General features: G+C 61.5%; 15 protein-coding genes and 1 pseudogene. 11 read left to right on the top strand and 5 right to left on the bottom strand.

What is annotated here, in order from left to right; translation table 11 throughout:
• Positions 1 to 151: 151 nt before the first annotated feature.
• Positions 152 to 1,522: an adenylosuccinate lyase gene (gene purB, locus DK842_RS04330; RefSeq protein ID WP_114063602.1), complete on the bottom strand. Its 1,371-nt coding sequence runs from the start codon at positions 1,520 to 1,522 to the stop codon at positions 152 to 154.
• A 177-nt stretch (positions 1,523 to 1,699) separates the two neighbouring features.
• Entirely contained in the window at positions 1,700 to 3,055 is a 1,356-nt protein-coding gene (ffh, locus tag DK842_RS04325) for a signal recognition particle protein (protein WP_114060255.1), read from the bottom strand.
• 111 nt (positions 3,056 to 3,166) lie between these two features.
• Between ffh and DK842_RS04320 the strand changes: the two genes are divergently transcribed.
• From DK842_RS04320 to yacG, 9 genes and pseudogenes are all read left to right on the top strand, one after another.
• A complete protein-coding gene (locus DK842_RS04320; protein WP_114060254.1) occupies positions 3,167 to 3,988 on the top strand; it encodes a cytochrome C assembly family protein in 822 nt (273 codons plus the stop codon).
• Between the two features lie 54 nt (positions 3,989 to 4,042).
• Positions 4,043 to 4,363 carry a ComEA family DNA-binding protein gene (locus tag DK842_RS04315; RefSeq protein ID WP_114060253.1) on the top strand — a complete coding sequence of 107 codons (321 nt, stop codon included), beginning with the start codon at positions 4,043 to 4,045 and terminating at the stop codon, positions 4,361 to 4,363.
• Between the two features lie 396 nt (positions 4,364 to 4,759).
• Positions 4,760 to 5,884, top strand: a complete 1,125-nt coding sequence (locus tag DK842_RS04310) for a porin (RefSeq protein ID WP_114060252.1) — start codon at positions 4,760 to 4,762, stop codon at positions 5,882 to 5,884.
• Positions 5,885 to 6,052: 168 nt separating this feature from the next.
• Positions 6,053 to 7,759, top strand: a complete 1,707-nt coding sequence (pilB, locus tag DK842_RS04305; protein ID WP_114060251.1) for a type IV-A pilus assembly ATPase PilB — start codon at positions 6,053 to 6,055, stop codon at positions 7,757 to 7,759.
• Positions 7,760 to 7,798: 39 nt separating this feature from the next.
• Positions 7,799 to 9,022 carry a type II secretion system F family protein gene (locus DK842_RS04300; protein ID WP_114060250.1) on the top strand — a complete coding sequence of 408 codons (1,224 nt, stop codon included), beginning with the start codon at positions 7,799 to 7,801 and terminating at the stop codon, positions 9,020 to 9,022.
• Entirely contained in the window at positions 9,022 to 9,942 is a 921-nt protein-coding gene (locus tag DK842_RS04295; RefSeq protein ID WP_114060249.1) for a prepilin peptidase, read from the top strand. Before DK842_RS04300 ends, DK842_RS04295 begins: the two co-directional genes overlap by 1 nt.
• A pseudogene (gene coaE / locus DK842_RS04290) lies at positions 9,894 to 10,540 on the top strand (dephospho-CoA kinase). The gene DK842_RS04295 and the pseudogene coaE overlap by 49 nt, the downstream one beginning before the upstream one ends.
• Positions 10,541 to 10,576: 36 nt before the next feature.
• Complete coding sequence (gene zapD / locus DK842_RS04285) at positions 10,577 to 11,335, top strand: cell division protein ZapD (protein WP_168191805.1); 759 nt, start codon at positions 10,577 to 10,579, stop codon at positions 11,333 to 11,335.
• A gap of 5 nt (positions 11,336 to 11,340) precedes the next feature.
• Entirely contained in the window at positions 11,341 to 11,532 is a 192-nt protein-coding gene (gene yacG / locus DK842_RS04280; RefSeq protein WP_114063600.1) for a DNA gyrase inhibitor YacG, read from the top strand.
• A 68-nt stretch (positions 11,533 to 11,600) separates the two neighbouring features.
• On the opposite strand, the gene DK842_RS04275 is transcribed toward yacG, so the two are convergent.
• Both DK842_RS04275 and tsaE read right to left on the bottom strand, forming a co-directional pair.
• Entirely contained in the window at positions 11,601 to 12,842 is a 1,242-nt protein-coding gene (locus tag DK842_RS04275; protein ID WP_114060248.1) for an N-acetylmuramoyl-L-alanine amidase, read from the bottom strand.
• Positions 12,800 to 13,294 carry a tRNA (adenosine(37)-N6)-threonylcarbamoyltransferase complex ATPase subunit type 1 TsaE gene (tsaE, locus tag DK842_RS04270; RefSeq protein WP_114060247.1) on the bottom strand — a complete coding sequence of 165 codons (495 nt, stop codon included), beginning with the start codon at positions 13,292 to 13,294 and terminating at the stop codon, positions 12,800 to 12,802. The genes DK842_RS04275 and tsaE overlap by 43 nt, the downstream gene beginning before the upstream one ends.
• Before the next feature lie 37 nt (positions 13,295 to 13,331).
• Here tsaE and queG point away from each other — a divergent pair, with 37 nt between their 5' ends.
• Positions 13,332 to 14,369, top strand: coding sequence for a tRNA epoxyqueuosine(34) reductase QueG (gene queG / locus DK842_RS04265; protein WP_332835401.1), 1,038 nt, complete (start codon positions 13,332 to 13,334; stop codon positions 14,367 to 14,369).
• 3 nt (positions 14,370 to 14,372) lie between these two features.
• Here queG and DK842_RS04260 read toward each other — a convergent pair whose 3' ends face one another.
• Entirely contained in the window at positions 14,373 to 14,789 is a 417-nt protein-coding gene (locus DK842_RS04260; RefSeq protein WP_114060245.1) for a MaoC family dehydratase, read from the bottom strand.
• A gap of 246 nt (positions 14,790 to 15,035) precedes the next feature.
• On the opposite strand from DK842_RS04260, the gene DK842_RS04255 reads away from it, so the two are divergent.
• Entirely contained in the window at positions 15,036 to 15,785 is a 750-nt protein-coding gene (locus DK842_RS04255; protein ID WP_114060244.1) for an electron transfer flavoprotein subunit beta/FixA family protein, read from the top strand.
• The last annotated feature ends 3 nt before the right edge of the window (positions 15,786 to 15,788 follow it).

Genomic DNA, 15,788 nt, shown 5'->3' with positions numbered 1-15,788 from the left:
GGTTCATTTGGCATTTTGACCACTAAATTTTGCCGATTGGCGGGCGAGAGCGGGCAAGGTGCGGCTAACTTGCCGCAAAGACGGGTGGGTGGCGCGCGGAAAATGAAAACGCCGCCCGGGCGGGCGGCGTCGAGTAGGGGAGGACGGCGGCTTAGACGCGGCGCGCCAGTTCTTCCGCTTTGCCCAGATAGTTGGATGGCGTCAGCTCCAGCAAGGATGCCTTGACCGTGTCCGGCAGCTCCAGGCTCTTGATGAAGGCATGCAGCGTTTCGCGGGTGATGCCGCCCTTGCCGCGGGTCAGCTCTTTTAACTGCTCGTACGGATTGGCGATGCCGTAGCGGCGCATCACGGTCTGCACCGGCTCGGCCAGCAGCTCCCAGGCGGCGTCCAGCTCGGCGGCGATCAGGGCCGGATTGATCTCCAGCTTGTTCAGGCCCTTCAGGCAGGACTTCAGGCCCAGGATGGTGTAGCCGAAGCCGACGCCCATATTGCGCAGCACGGTGGAGTCGGTCAGGTCGCGCTGCCAGCGGGAGATCGGCAGCTTCTCCGCCAGGTGGCCCATGATGGCGTTGGCCATGCCCAGATTGCCCTCGGCGTTTTCGAAGTCGATCGGGTTGACCTTGTGCGGCATGGTGGAGCTGCCCACTTCGTCCTTCTTCACCTTCTGCTTGAAGTAGCCCAGCGAGATGTAGCCCCAGATGTCGCGGTTCAGGTCGATCAGGATGGTGTTGACGCGCATCGCCACTTGATACAGCTCGGCCATGTAGTCGTGCGGCTCGATCTGGATGGTGTACGGATTGAAGGTGATGCCGAGACCGGTGACGAAGCGGCCGCACAGGCTTTCCCAGTCGATGTCCGGATAGGCCGCCAAGTGGGCGTTGTAGTTGCCGACCGCGCCGTTGATCTTGCCCAGGATTTCCTGGTGCACCAGTTGCTCGCGCTGGCGCTTCAGGCGATAGACGGCGTTGGCCAGTTCCTTGCCCATGGTGGATGGCGTGGCCGGCTGGCCGTGGGTGCGGCACATCATGCCCACGTCGGCCAGTTCGTGCGACAGCTTCTGCAGCTTGTGGATCACCTCGTCCAGCGCCGGCAGCAGCACGGTGTTGCGCGCGGTCTTCAGCATCAGCGCGTGGCTGAGGTTGTTGATGTCCTCGGAGGTGCAGGCGAAGTGGATGAACTCGCTGGCCGCCATCACTTCAGGATTGCCTGACAGGCGTTCTTTCAGCCAGTACTCGATGGCCTTGACGTCGTGATTGGTGCGGACCTCGATCGCCTTCACTTCCTCGCCGTGCTCGACGCTGAAGTTGGCGATCACGTCGTCGATTTCGCGGATGGTGGCGTCGGAGAACGGCTTGACTTCCTCGATGCCCGGCTCGGCGGCCAGCATCTTCAGCCATTCCAGCTCCACCTTGACGCGGCACTTCATCAGACCGAATTCGGAGAACAGGTTGCGCAGGCCTTCCACCTGGGCGGCGTAGCGGCCATCCAGCGGGGAGAGGGCGGTCAACGTAGTCAGATTCATGCTGAGTATTTCCAAACGTGGTTTGCCAAACAGCGGCAGGTTGCAATACAAACGGCGTTCAAACTTGCGATCCATCGCCGCGGCGACGCCCTATCAATGTAGCGTCTGGGGACAGTCTTGCCGGCGGCTTGTCTTCATCTCAAAACAAACGGGCGACTGGCGCCCGTTTGTTTTCGCTTACATGCCGGGCATCATGCCCTTCATGCCGCGCATCATCTTCATCATCCCGCCCTTGGACGAGAACTGCTTCATCATCTTCTGCATCTGCTCGAACTGGTTCAGCAGCCGGTTCACTTCCTGCACCGTGACGCCGGAGCCGGCGGCGATGCGGCGTTTGCGGCTGGCCTTCAGCAGCTCCGGCTTGCGGCGCTCTTCCATGGTCATCGAGTTGATGATGCCTTCAATGCGGCGCATGGATTTCTCGGCTTCGGCGCCCTGAACGCCTTTGGCCATCTCGCCCAGCTGGCCCGGCATCTTTTCCAGAAGGTTGGCCATGCCGCCCATCTTCTTCATCTGCTGCATCTGGGCTTTGAAGTCCTCGAGGTCGAAGCCCTTGCCGGACTTCAACTTCTTGGCCATCGCTTCGGCTTCCTTCTGATCGATGCCCTTCTGCACTTCCTCGATCAGCGACAGCACGTCGCCCATGCCCAGGATGCGGCTGGCAATGCGGTCCGGGTGGAACGGTTCGATGCCCGTGACCTTTTCGCCGACGCCGATGAATTTGATCGGTTTGCCGGTGACGTGGCGCACGGACAAGGCGGCGCCGCCGCGCGAGTCGCCGTCCATCTTGGTCAGGATCACGCCGGTCAGCGGCAGCGCTTGATTGAAGGCCTTGGCGGTGTTGACCGCGTCCTGGCCCTGCATCGCGTCCACCACGAACAGCGTTTCCACCGGGTTGATCGCGGCGTGCAGCGCCTTGATCTCGTCCATCATCGCCTCATCGATGGCAAGGCGGCCGGCGGTGTCGACCAGCAGCACGTCGAAGAAGTGGCGGCGCGCGTGGTCGATCGCGGCGCGGGCGATGTCCACCGGCTTTTGCGACACGTCGGACGGGAACCACTCCACGCCGACTTGCGAGGCCAGCAGCTTCAACTGCTCGATGGCGGCCGGGCGATAGATGTCGGCGGACACCACCAACACCTTCTTCTTCTGGGTTTCCTTCAGCCTTTTGGCCAGCTTGCCGACGGTGGTGGTCTTGCCGGCGCCCTGCAGGCCGGCCATCAGCACGATGGCGGGTGGCACGGCGGCCAGGTTCAGCTCGTCGTTCTTTTCGCCCATCAGCTTGACGAGCTCTTCGTTGACCACGCCCACCAGGGCCTGGCCCGGGGTCAGGCTGCCCATCACGTCCTGGCCCAGCGCGCGCTCTTTCACCTGGGCGATGAAGGTCTTGACGACGGGCAGCGCCACGTCGGCTTCCAGCAACGCCATGCGCACTTCGCGCATCGCGTCCTGGATGTTGGATTCGGTCAGCCGCGCGTTGCCGCGCAGGGTTTTCATCACGCCGGACAGGCGGCTGGTCAAGTTGTCTAGCATGGTGCTGTCCTTACTCTCTGCCAACGAACGGCAGCTTGGTGTAGACTCTCAAATCCATCGATTTTAACACGAGCCGCCCGGGCAGCGCCCGGATTTGATCACATAGCCGATATGACCAGTCTCCTGCTCGTTTTGTCCCTGTTCCTGATCCTCTCCTACGGGGCCTTCACTTGGCACTACCTGGCCAACTGGAAAGGCACCGCGCGCTGGCCGCGCAATCCCCGCCTTGAGCACAGCCTGCTCGGCGCTTTGCTGCTGGCGCAGGCCGTGGTGGTGGTGGCGCCGCTGAGCGCCAGCGGCGGCCTGGCTCTGGGCATCGGCCACGCGCTGAGCTTGATGGTCTGGATCATGTTGCTGATCTACTGGACTTGCAGCTTTTTCTACAAGGTGGAGGGCCTGCAGCTGTTCATGATGCCTTTGGCGATGGCCGCGCTGGCTTTCGCCATCGCCTTTCCCGGCCGCCATCTGGTCAGCGATTTGTCCAACCCGGCTTTCGTCTTGCATATCCTGGTGTCCATGCTGGCCTACAGCCTGTTCGCGATCGGCGCCCTGATCGCCGCGTTGATGCTGATTCTGGAGCGCGCGCTGCATCATCGCCGCGTGTCCATGCTGGCCAAACAATTGCCGCCTTTGTTGACGCTGGAAAAAATGATGTTTCAGGTGATCGCCGTCGGCTTTCTGCTGCTGACGTTGACCTTGTTGACCGGCGTGCTGTTTTCCGAAGAGGTGTTCGGCCAGGCGGCTGCGTTGACGCATAAAACGGTGTTTGGCGTGTTGTCCTGGCTGATTTTCGCAGGTTTGTTGATCGGCCGCCGGCTCAGGGGGTGGCGCGGCAAGGTGGCGATCCGTTGGGCCTTGGCCGGTTTCCTGTCATTGATGCTGGCATACGTGGGCAGCAAGGTGGTCTTAGAATTGATCCTGCAGCGCGGATGAGTCGCTTGTCCGGCGCTGACGATCACAGACCGCACTTTCATTTAGGAGCTTGCCATGAAGAAGCTGTTAGCCGTTTTCGCCGGTTTGCTGTTGCTGTGCAATGTCGCCTTGGCCGCCGTCAACATCAACACCGCCACGCCGCAGCAACTGGAAGCGCTGAAAGGCATCGGTCCGGCCAAGGCCAAGGCGATTGTCGACTACCGGACCAAGAACGGTCCGTTCAAGACGGTGGATGACTTGAAGAAGGTTTCCGGCATTGGCGACAAAACCCTGGATGGCCTGCGCAAGGAAATCAGCGTGAGCGGCGCCTCTGCCGCGCCGGCGGCGAAGCCCGCGACGGCAAAGCCAGCGGCCGCCAAGCCAGCCGCCAAGTAGTTGCCGTCGCAGATACTCGCCCATATCGGATAACGCCACTCCCTCTGAGTGGCGTTTTTATTTTGTATGAATTTTAACTGTCTTGGTTTTTGTGGGAATGGGGAAGATCAAGTGTGTTTAATCGACAACACTATGGCGAATTTTGTTGTTTTTCCGCGTCTGGCAAGGGGCGGGCTTAATGAGGTAACTGGTTTGTAAACAATTGGATAGCATTGTATTGTTGTTTTTTTGCTGATTTTTACCTGTCATGGCAGGGCGTTCTTTGTTTTTTTGCAACGTCAGTCTTATATTGGGTGCAGCGATCGATGGAATATACCGTCGGCACATAAATGTCCGGGCAAACGGCCTAGCCGGGAAGCCAACAGGACACAATCAACTGACTTGAAAGGATTTGCAATGAACAAGAAGCTCATCGCTTTGGCGTTGGCTGCCGCCCTGCCTGCGGCCGCCATGGCCGACGTGACCATCTACGGGCAGATTCGCGCCGGTTACGAGTACAACAAGACTTATGGGTCGACGCTGGCTCTGGATTCCAGCGGCAAGCCGCAGGGCAGTTCGGAGATCAATGACTGGACTTCCCGCATCGGCTTCAAGGGCGGCGAGGATCTGGGCAATGGCCTGAAGGCGATCTGGCAGGTTGAAAGTCGGCTCAATGTCGACGGTACCGGCGCCGATACTTTTGGCACCCGCGACACCTTCATCGGTTTGGCTGGCGACAGCTGGGGTCAAATCCGCTTGGGCCGCCTGTCCAACTATCCGAACATGGATATGGAGCAGGTGGATCCGGGTTATTACAGCGGTCAGAGCGTAGGCGGTCTGGGCATGTTCACCCGCATGGATACCCGCGTGAACAACGCCGTCCGCTATGACAGTCCCAACTGGTATGGCTTCAGCTATATGGCCTTGTTTGGCTTCGATGAGGCCCGCATCGCAGGGTTGGATGGCTCGCGAACCAACCAGCAGTTCGTCAATATCGGCCTCAGCTACGAAAACGCCGGCTACTTCGGCAAGTACAGCTATGCCAGCTGGGGGGACGCTAGCAACGTGGTCGGCAGCAACAAGGATTGGCATCGTCTGGAGGCGGGCTATAACGCCAACAACATTTATCTGGCGTTCGGTTACCAGCAGGTCCAGGGCTATGGTTTCGGCACCTTTTACAACAGCGCTTTGGGAACCATGGCTAATAACGTTGCTGTAGCTGGCCTGGTCGCAGGAGGTAGCACTGCCGCCGCTGCGCAGCTGGCTGTTAATACTACGAAGCTGAAGACCAAGGAGTTGGCGCTGACTGGCGGTTATACCTTTGGCGCGTTCACGCCCTATTTGTCCTATGCCAAAGGCTATAACGCGACCATGGGCGGCACCACCATTAATGATTCTGGTTACGACCAGTTCGTGCTTGGCCTGGATTACGCGCTGTCGAAGCGTACCGACGTGTATACATCCTACGGCCACGTGAAGTGGAAGTACCCGGGCACCGACAACGAAAACTCCTTGGGGCTGGGCCTGATCCATCGCTTCTAAGTCAGAACCCGCGTTGTTTGAAAAAGAGCTGCCTCGGCGGCTCTTTTTTTATCGCCTACGCTCGGAAAGCCTGAAACGGCGAGGCTGCCACGCGTGGCTTCGCATATAATAGCGTCACAGCCTGTACCTGATCATGACCGCAGGGTCGTTACTGGATCGATATCGCTTATGGAAGCTACGGCGGGGATTTCCGGCCTGGGCAGAGCCCTGGTTCAGCACAATATGCTGCTGCAGCAGGATGCGGACGCCATTCTGAAACATGCGGCGGTTTCCCATATCAGCTTTGTCGAGCAGCTTATCCTCAGCAAGAAAATGACGGCCAGGGAAGTGGCGGTATTCGCTTCCCGCGTTTTCGGCTATCCGTTGCTGGACCTGGCTTCGCTCGACATGGACCAATTGCCCAAGGGGCTGGTGGACGAGGAGGTGATCGCTAGCCGCAGACTGCTGCCCTTGCTCAAGCGCGGCAACAAGCTATATGTCGGCACTTCGGACCCAACCCAGACTTCCGCCTACCACGCGATCACCTTCAAGACCGGGCTGACCGTAGAGATCGTCGTGGTGGAGGACGACAAGCTGGGGAGGACGGTCGGGCGTTATCAGGATAGTTCCACTGCGGCGCTGAAGGAGCTGGAAAGCGAAGATTTGGGCGATCTCGAGTTTGCCGATCCCGAAGCGCAGGTGGATAGCGGGCCGCAGGTCGAAGTGGATGACGCCCCTGTGGTCAAGTTCATCCACAAGATGTTGCTGGACGCGATAGGCGTCGGCGCGTCCGACATCCACTTCGAGCCGTATGAGAAGTATTACCGCATCCGCTACCGGGTGGATGGGGTGCTGAAGGAGGTGGCGCAACCGCCGTTGATCCTGAAGGAAAAGATCGCTTCGCGCATCAAGGTGATTTCCAAGCTGGATATCTCGGAAAAGCGGTTGCCGCAGGATGGGCGGCTGAAGCTGGTGATTTCCAAGACCCGGGCGATAGATTTTCGCGTCAGCACGCTGCCCACGCTGTTCGGCGAGAAGATCGTGATGCGTATTCTGGACTCCTCGGGCGCGTCGCTGGATGTCGACCAGCTTGGCTTCGAGGCGGAGCAGAAAGAGCATTTGCTGAAGTCGATCGCCCGCCCTTACGGCATGGTGCTGGTCACCGGCCCCACCGGCAGCGGCAAGACGGTGTCGCTGTACACTTGTCTCAACATCCTTAATAAACCGGATACCAATATCTCCACCGCGGAGGACCCGGTGGAAATCAATTTGCCCGGCATCAATCAGGTCAACGTCAATGAAAAGGCTGGACTGACTTTCGCATCGGCGCTGAAGGCTTTCCTGAGACAGGACCCGGACGTGATCATGGTGGGGGAAATCCGCGACTTTGAAACCGCCGACATCGCGATCAAGGCGGCGCAGACGGGGCACATGGTGTTTTCCACGCTGCATACCAACGACGCGCCCGCCACGCTGACCCGGATGTTGAACATGGGCGTGGCGCCGTTCAATATCGCCAGTTCGGTTTTGCTGATCATGGCGCAGCGCCTGGCGCGCAAGCTGTGCAATCATTGCAAGCAGCCGGTGGAGATTCCGGAGGAGGCCTTGCTGCGCGCCGGGTTTTCCAAGGACGACCTGGCGGAGGGATGGCATCCCTATGGTCCTGTCGGCTGTGAGGAGTGCCGCAATACCGGGTACAAGGGACGGGTCGGCATATTCGAAGTGATGCCCATCAGCGATGCGATGATGCGGCTGATCATGAAGAACGGGACCTCGGTGGATATCTCCGACTTGGCGCGGGAGGAAGGCATGGTCGACTTGCGCCGCGCCGGCTTGCTGAAAGTGATGCGCGGCGTGACCTCGCTGGCCGAGGTCGAGGCGGTGACCAACGACTGAGCGGCAATGAGCGGCGGCGAATAAAGGGAAGGCGGAGCGATGGCGACCACGGCGGCCAAGAAGACGAATCCAGGCTACATCTGGGAATGGGAGGGCAAGGACAAGTCCGGCAAGATGATACGGGGCGAGTTGCGGGCCGAGTCGGAAGCCGTCGCCAAGACCCAGTTGCGCCGGCAAGGCATCAACGTGGCCAAGATCCGCCGCCGGCGCAGCGGCTTCGGCAAGAAGATCACCGAGAGGGACATCACGCTGTTCACCCGCCAGCTGTCGACGATGATGCGCGCCGGCGTGCCCTTGCTGCAGGCATTCGACATCGCGGCCAAGGGCCACGGCAATCCTGCCGTGACTCGGATGTTGCTGGAGGTGAGGGCGGACGTGGAAACGGGCTCTTCGCTGGCCGAGGCTTTCCGCAAGAAGCCATTGTATTTCGACAAGCTGTTCTGCAACATCATCGCCGCCGGCGAGGCGGGCGGCGTGCTGGATACCTTGCTGGACAAGCTGGCCACCTACAAGGAAAAGGTGATGGCCATCAAGTCCAAGATCAAGTCGGCGCTGATTTACCCCTCCGCCATCGTCGGCACGGCTTTCATCATCACCGCGGTGATCATGATCTACGTAATCCCGGCATTCAAAGACTTATTCTCCAGTTTCGGCGCCAATCTGCCGGCGCCTACGCTGTTCGTGATCTGGCTGTCGGACCAATTCGTGCATTACTGGTGGCTGATTTTCGGAACCCTCTTCGGCGCGATCTTCGCCTTTTTCTACGCGTTCAAGCGCACGCCCAGGATGCAGGAGCAGATGGATCGCATTCTGCTGCGGGTGCCGGTGGTGGGCGACATCATCAGAAAAGCCACCATCGCGCGCTGGGCGCGGACCTTGTCCACGCTGTTCTCCGCCGGCGTGCCGCTGGTGGAGGCGTTGGACTCGGTCGGCGGGGCTGCCGGCAATCAGGTATACGCCGAGGCGACCCGGCGGATCCAGGCGGATGTCAATACCGGCTCCAGCCTTAATTATTCGATGCAGCGCACCGACCTGTTTCCCAATATGGTGCTGCAGATGACCTCCATCGGCGAGGAGTCCGGTTCGCTGGACCAGATGCTGGACAAAGTGGCCGACTTTTACGAGGAAGAAGTGGATAATGCGGTAGCCGCGCTTTCCAGCCTGCTGGAGCCGGCGATCATGGTGATTCTGGGGATATTGATAGGCGGGCTGGTGATCGCGATGTACATGCCGATTTTCAAGATGGGTCAGGTGGTGGGTTGATGCTGGACGATATCGGATGGCTGCTGGCCACGCACCCGGCTTGGCTGGTCGGCGTGGCGGTGGTGTTTGGATTGCTGGTAGGCAGTTTTCTCAATGTGGTGATTTGCCGCTTGCCCAGAATGGAGGAGCGGGAGTTTTTGGCCGATAGCGTGGAATATTTGGCCGAGGGGGGCGGATCCTCCTCGCTGCGGCTGGCTGCGCTGCAGGCCCGGCAGGAAATGGGAGAGGAGGCCGAATACAATTTGTGGCGCCCCGCCTCGCATTGTCCGGCTTGCCGGACGCCGGTGGCTCCTTGGCGCAATGTGCCGCTGCTGAGCTTCCTGCTGCTGCGCGGGAAGTGCGGGTCTTGCGGCGCGGCCATCTCCTGGCGCTATCCATTGGTGGAGTCGCTGTGCGGACTGCTGTTCGGTTTCCTGGCTTGGAAGCTGGGCTGGGGCTGGCCACTGGCCGGCGCGCTGTTGTTGACGGCTTTTCTGCTGGCGTTGGCCTTCATCGATCTCGACACAAAACTGTTGCCGGACCGACTGACGTTGCCCTTGCTATGGGGCGGGCTGCTGTTCAATTTGCAGACGGGGCAGGTGCCGCTGGCGTCCGCCGTGCTTGGCGCGGTTTATGGCTATATGACGCTATGGCTGGTGTCGAATGCGTACAAGCTGGTGGCTGGGCGACATGGAATGGGCGGCGGCGACTTCAAGTTGTTGGCGGCGCTGGGGGCCTGGCTTGGGTGGACAATGCTGCCATTGATCGTATTGTTGTCTTCGTTTGTCGGCGCGGTTTGCGGCATCGTCATGCTATCGCTCTCGCGCATCGGCCGCGGGCAAGAAATACCGTTTGGCCCCTATCTGACCGCCGCGGGCTGGATCGCTCTGGTATGGGGCGAGCAAATCGTGAATGGATATTTGTCATGGCTATCCCGGTAGTGGGACTGACCGGCGGCATCGGCTCCGGCAAGAGCGCGGCGGCCGATCGCTTCGCCGAGCTAGGGGTGCCGGTGGTGGATACCGACCGGATCGCCCATCAGTTGACCGCGTCGGGGGGGCGGCGATGGATGAGATCGTCCAGGCGTTCGGCGCAGGCGCGGCGGCCGCGGATGGTTCGCTGGATCGCGCGGCGATGCGGGCGAGGGTGTTCGCGGCTCCGGAGGAGAGGAAGCGGCTGGAGGCTATTCTGCACCCCGCCATTTACCAGGAAAGCGCGCGGCAATTGGCGCTTGCCGACGGCGATTACGCGCTGCTGGTGGTGCCGCTGCTGTTCGAAAGCGGCCGTTATCTGCCGCTGCTCGCGCGCACGCTGGCAGTGGATTGCGGCGAGGATGCGCAGATCGAGAGAGTGATGCGGCGCAGCGGTTTGAGCGCGGACGCGGTTCGCGCCATCATGGCTGCGCAGGTCTCGAGGGAAGAAAGGCGTCGCCGCGCCGACGATGTCATCGACAATAGCGGCGGCATGGCAGAATTGAGGCTTCAAGTTGATGCCAAACACAGTTATTATCTGGCAAATCTTGTCAAAGCATTGTTATAGGGCTTGTTCCAAGCCATGGAGAAGGGCAGATCTGCCGTGATCAGTTTTGAATTTCCTGTCACCGAGCGCACCCGCATTCTGCTCCGCCTGGAGTATCTGTACGGGCGGCTGGCCTACTTCATAGGCAAGGATCATCCACATGATCACCACGCCGCGTTGCAGGTGTTGTTCGAGCTGATGGAGACGGCGTCCCGCGCCGACCTGAAGGCCGACCTGCTGCAGGAACTGGAGCGGCAGAAGCAGATGCTGGAGGCCCTGCGCGACAATCCCAATGTCGCGGAGGAAACGCTGGAAGGCGTGCTGGAGGAGATTGAGCGCGCGTCTTCCCAGTTGCTGGCGCTGACCGGCAAGTTCGGCCAGAACCTGCGCGAGAACGAATGGCTGATGGCGATCAAGCAGCGCGCCGGCATCCCCGGCGGCACCTGCCAGTTCGACCTGCCGTCTTACCACCTGTGGCAGCAGCGCTCCGCCGAGGTGCGGCGGCAGGACCTGCGCCGCTGGGCCGCGCCGTTGATGCCCACTGCCGATGCCGCGGAAATTCTGCTGCATCTGCTGCGAGACAGCGGCAAGAGCTACCATTACGTCGCGCGCAAGGGCGCTTTCCAGCAGATGTCCGGCGGCAAGGTGGTGCAGCTGATCCAGGTTGCCTACGACGATAATCTTGAGCTGCTGCCGGAGCTGTCGGCCAACAAATACGCGCTCAATATCCGTTTCGTCAGCGCGGTGACCGGCGAGGCTCGCCCGCGCCAGACCGAGCAGGATGTCGAGTTCCAACTGACCAATTGCAAGTTTTGAGCGCCATGTCCGAATCCGTACGCGTCGTCGCCTGCCCCACCTGCAAAACAGAAGTGCGCTGGGAGCCCCTGAGCCGCTACCGTCCTTTCTGCAGCGAGCGCTGCCGCCTGATCGATCTGGGCCAGTGGGCCAGCGAGAGCTATCGGGTGCCGGCCGAGGAGGATCATCCTCCTGGAGAGATGCCGCCGACGCATTGAGCCGGAGCGGCGCACGAAAACAAAACCGCCAGACGATCTGTCCGGCGGTTTTGTTTTGGCTATGGCGTTCAGGCGCGGGCGGCCAGCGCGGCGCCGGAGGCGAAATAGCGTTTGACGCCGCTGAAGATGGCGTTGGCCATCTGCTGCTGGAATTCCGCGGTGATCAGTCGTTGTTCCTCCTCCGGATTGGAGATGAAGGCGGTCTCCACCAGGATGGAGGGAATGTCCGGCGCCTTCAGCACGGCGAAGCCGGCTTGCTCAACCGCGCTTTTATGCAGCTTGTTCAGGCCGCCCAGCTGGCCCAACACTGTTTTGCCCAGCTTCAGGCTGTCGTTGATGGTGGCGGTTTGGGTCAGGTCCAGCAGCGTGTGGGCCAGGTATTTGTCCTTGCTGCCAATCTTGGCGCCGCCGATCAGGTCGGAGTCGTTCTGCGTTTGCGCCAGCGCCTTGGCGAAGGCGCTGGTGGCGCCTTTCTCCGACAGCGCGAACACCGAGGAGCCGCGCGCGGCGCGGTTGGGCGCGGCGTCGGCGTGGATGGAGACGAACAGGTCGGCGTTCAGCTTTCTGGCCTTGGCCACGCGCACGCCGAGCGGGATGAACACGTCGTCGCTGCGCGTCATGTAGGCCTTCATGTTCGGCTCGGCGTCGATCAGCTGCTTCAACTGGTGGCCGATCTTCAGCACTACGTCCTTTTCGCGGTTGCCCTGCAGGCCGACGGCGCCGGGATCTTCGCCGCCATGGCCGGGGTCCAGCATCACGATGATGGGACGGTCGGCGTTCTTGGCCTTGGGCTTGATCTGGGCAGGGGGTTGTTCCAGCTTGCCTTTGTTGTAGTCCTGCAAGAGCGCCAGCAACGGGTCGTCCTGCTGGCCGCTGGCCGGATACAGGTCCACCACCAGCCGGTGCTTGTATTCGGCCACCGGGGCCAGGGTGAAGGCCTGCGGCTTGACGTCGGTCTTCAGGTCCAGCACCAGTCGCACGGTTTCCGGGTCGAACTGGCCGGCGCGCGCGCTGCGGATATAAGGGTCGGCGGCGGCGATCTGGCCGCTGATGTCCTTCAGCACGCCGTTCAGCTGCACGCCTTGCAGGTCGATGACCAGCCGGTTGGGGTTGGCCAGCGTGAACTGCTTGTATTGGACGGCGCTGCTGGATTCCAGCGTGATGCGGGTGTAAGTGGACGACGGCCAGATGCGCAGGGCGACGATCTGGCTGCCGGCCGCGAGGCCTTTGCCGCTGACGGCGAGCAGAAAGGTGGCGGCCGCCGCGCCTAGCAGCGTGCGGCGTGTGGGGTCGAAAGTCGATTCAGGCATGACTGTCCGGTTTGGCTCAGGGCTTGAAAGTGATAGGTGCGACCATCGCCGGCGACGGCAAGTTCCAGCGCGATGTCCGGCGCGGGCGCGAGGCCGCGGGCCTTGTCCGGCCACTCCACCAGGCACAGGCTGTCGCGGCCGAAATATTCGCTGAATCCGGCGTCGTTCCATTCTTCCGGATCGGCGAAGCGGTACAGGTCGAAATGATGAACACTATATTCAGGAAAGGCGTAGCTTTCCACCAGGGTGTAGGTGGGACTTTTCACCTTGCCGCGGTGGCCCAGCGCCGCCAGCAGCCCGCGGGTGAAGGTAGTCTTGCCGGCGCCCAGGTCGCCCAGCAGATGGACGGTGAGTCCAGGCTCGGCGGCGGCGGCGAAGGCGGCGCCCAGCGCCAGGGTCGCGCTCTCGTCGGCCAGGCTGCCGCTTTGAACGCTGGTATCATCCATCGCCATGACTGAGAATCCTCCTCAAAAACCGGATTATCCCGAATTGTCGCGCCAAATCAAAGCCTGGGCGCGCGAAGCCGGTTTCGCCGACGCCCGCGTCACCCGCGCCGCGCTGCCGCCGGAGGCGGAGCAACGGCTGGAAGCCTGGCTGGCGGCGGGCTTCCACGGCGAGATGGACTATATGGCCCGCCACGGCGCCATGCGGCTGCGGCCGGCCGAACTGGTGCCGGGCACCCTATCCGTCATCTCGCTGCGGATGAACTACTGGCCGCAGGCCGAGTCCGCCGAGGCGGTGCTGGCCGACCCCGCCCGCGCCTACCTGTCGCGCTACGCGCTGGGCCGCGACTACCACAAGGTGCTGCGCAACCGCCTGCAGAGGCTGGCCGAGCGCATCAAGGGCGCCATCGGCCCTTTCGGCTACCGGGTGTTCACCGACAGCGCGCCGCTGGCCGAAGTGGCGCTGGCTTCGCAGGCAGGGTTGGGCTGGCGCGGGAAACACACGCTGCTGCTGACCAAGCGCCAGGGCTCGCTGTTTTTCCTGGGCGAGATACTGACCGATCTGCCCTTGCCGGAAGATGAGCCGGAGGACGGCCACTGCGGGCGCTGCACTCGTTGTCTGGATGTCTGCCCCACCGGCGCCATCGTCGAGCCGTATACGGTGGATGCCCGGCGCTGCATTTCCTATCTGACTATAGAGTTGAAGGGCGCGATTCCCCAGGAATTGCGCCCCCTGATCGGCAACCGGGTGTATGGCTGTGACGACTGCCAGCTGTTCTGTCCTTGGAATCGGTTCGGCGCTTTAACAGGAGAGGCTGATTTTGCGGTGCGTCATGGTCTGGATGGCGGCAGTCTGGTAGAACTGTTCGACTGGAGCGCGGAAGAATTCCGCGAGCGGATGGCGGGCAGCCCGATCTACCGCATCGGCTATCACAAATGGCTGTCTAATCTGGCGGTGGGGCTGGGCAACGCGCCCACCAGTCCGGAAATCGTCTCCGCGCTGAGGCGGAGGTTGGATTTTCCCGACGAGTTGGTGGCCGAGCCGGTGCGCTGGGCGCTGGCCCGGCATGGCGTCGAATGTTGACGTTCAGGCGCGCGACGGCGCGATCACCAGCGATTCGCCTTCCAGCACCACCTTGTCGCCGACGCGGCATTGGGTGGAGAGGCGCACCCGTTTCTTTTCCGGAATCAGCTCTTCCACGGTGACGCGGGTGGTGACGGTTTCGCCGATGCGCACCGGAGCCTTGAAGCGGGTGGATTGGGACAGGTAGATGGTGCCGTAGCCCGGAAGACGGGTGCCGATCACGCCGGAAATCAGGCTGGCGGTCAGCATGCCGTGGGCGATGCGGGTCTCGAACGGCGTGGTCGCCGCATAGATCTGGTCCAGGTGAACCGGATTGTTGTCGCCGCTGACGGCGGAGAACAGCAGCACGTCGGCCTCGGTGATGGTTTTTCCGGCTTCTGCGCTCTGGCCGACGACGAGGTCTTCGAAATGGACGGTCATGACAGCTCCAGTTGTTTATGACAAGGAAATGCTGCAGTGCGATAGGGCATTGTGACAGTTCCGGGCTGAAATGCAAACCGCGGGGAAATCACGTACTATCGTCGCCGAGTTGCATTTTCACCACGCGTCGCGCCGGCGCGAACAAACCAAACGCTCGTTTGAATTTTGCTTGGGGCATAATCAGGCACAGCTGGCCGTTCTTTGCCTTCCGCGTTCGATTAACCCACAGATGTTTGCTGGAGGAATATGAAAGTTCTAGTCGCAGTGAAACGCGTTGTCGATTACAACGTGAAAGTCCGCGTCAAAGCCGACGGCAGCGACGTCGATGTCGCCAACGCCAAGATGTCGATGAACCCCTTCGACGAAATCGCCGTCGAAGAAGCCGTGCGTCTGAAGGAAGCCGGCAAGGCGACCGAAATCGTCGCCGTGTCCATGGGCGTCAAGCAGTGCGAGGAAACGCTGCGCACCGCGCTGGCGATGGGCGCCGACCGCGCCATCCTGGTGGAGACCGACGTCGAGTTGCAACCGTTGGCCGTGGCCAAGCTGTTGAAGGCGGTGGCGGACAAGGAACAGCCGCAACTGGTGATCCTGGGCAAGCAGGCGATCGACGACGACGCCAACCAGACCGGCCAGATGGCTTCCGCGCTCTTGGGCTGGGCCCAGGGCACGTTCGCGTCCAAGGTGGATCTGTCGGCGGAAACCGTGGACGTGGTCCGCGAGATCGACGGCGGCCTGGAAACCGTCAAGCTGCGCCTGCCGGCGGTGGTCACCGCCGACCTGCGCCTGAACGAGCCGCGCTTCATCAAGCTGCCCAATATCATGGCGGCCAAGAAAAAGCCGCTGGACAAGACCACCCCGGCCGAACTGGCCGTGGACGTCGCGCCGCGTCTGAAGACGCTGAAAGTGGCCGAGCCGGCCACCCGCTCCGCCGGCATCAAGGTGGCCAACGCCGCCGAACTGGTCGCCAAACTGAAAAACGAAGCAAAGGTGCTGTAAGCC

It is taken from the genome of Chromobacterium phragmitis (assembly GCF_003325475.1).
GTDB lineage: Bacteria > Pseudomonadota > Gammaproteobacteria > Burkholderiales > Chromobacteriaceae > Chromobacterium > Chromobacterium phragmitis.
This window is presented reverse-complemented; position numbering and strand designations above follow the sequence as displayed.

Excerpts from the sequence above, each read along its gene's own strand:
- purB (WP_114063602.1), bottom strand. The coding sequence starts at position 1,522 with ATGAATCTGACTACGTTGACCGCCCTCTCCCCGCTGGATGGCCGCTAC.
- tsaE (WP_114060247.1), bottom strand. The coding sequence starts at position 13,294 with ATGGCGATGGATGATACCAGCGTTCAAAGCGGCAGCCTGGCCGACGAG.
- DK842_RS04255 (WP_114060244.1), top strand. The coding sequence starts at position 15,036 with ATGAAAGTTCTAGTCGCAGTGAAACGCGTTGTCGATTACAACGTGAAA.
- DK842_RS04310 (WP_114060252.1), top strand. The coding sequence starts at position 4,760 with ATGAACAAGAAGCTCATCGCTTTGGCGTTGGCTGCCGCCCTGCCTGCG.
- DK842_RS04315 (WP_114060253.1), top strand. The coding sequence starts at position 4,043 with ATGAAGAAGCTGTTAGCCGTTTTCGCCGGTTTGCTGTTGCTGTGCAAT.
- ffh (WP_114060255.1), bottom strand. The coding sequence starts at position 3,055 with ATGCTAGACAACTTGACCAGCCGCCTGTCCGGCGTGATGAAAACCCTG.
- yacG (WP_114063600.1), top strand. The coding sequence starts at position 11,341 with ATGTCCGAATCCGTACGCGTCGTCGCCTGCCCCACCTGCAAAACAGAA.
- DK842_RS04260 (WP_114060245.1), bottom strand. The coding sequence starts at position 14,789 with ATGACCGTCCATTTCGAAGACCTCGTCGTCGGCCAGAGCGCAGAAGCC.
- DK842_RS04320 (WP_114060254.1), top strand. The coding sequence starts at position 3,167 with ATGACCAGTCTCCTGCTCGTTTTGTCCCTGTTCCTGATCCTCTCCTAC.
- DK842_RS04300 (WP_114060250.1), top strand. The coding sequence starts at position 7,799 with ATGGCGACCACGGCGGCCAAGAAGACGAATCCAGGCTACATCTGGGAA.
- pilB (WP_114060251.1), top strand. The coding sequence starts at position 6,053 with ATGGAAGCTACGGCGGGGATTTCCGGCCTGGGCAGAGCCCTGGTTCAG.
- DK842_RS04295 (WP_114060249.1), top strand. The coding sequence starts at position 9,022 with ATGCTGGACGATATCGGATGGCTGCTGGCCACGCACCCGGCTTGGCTG.
- DK842_RS04275 (WP_114060248.1), bottom strand. The coding sequence starts at position 12,842 with ATGCCTGAATCGACTTTCGACCCCACACGCCGCACGCTGCTAGGCGCG.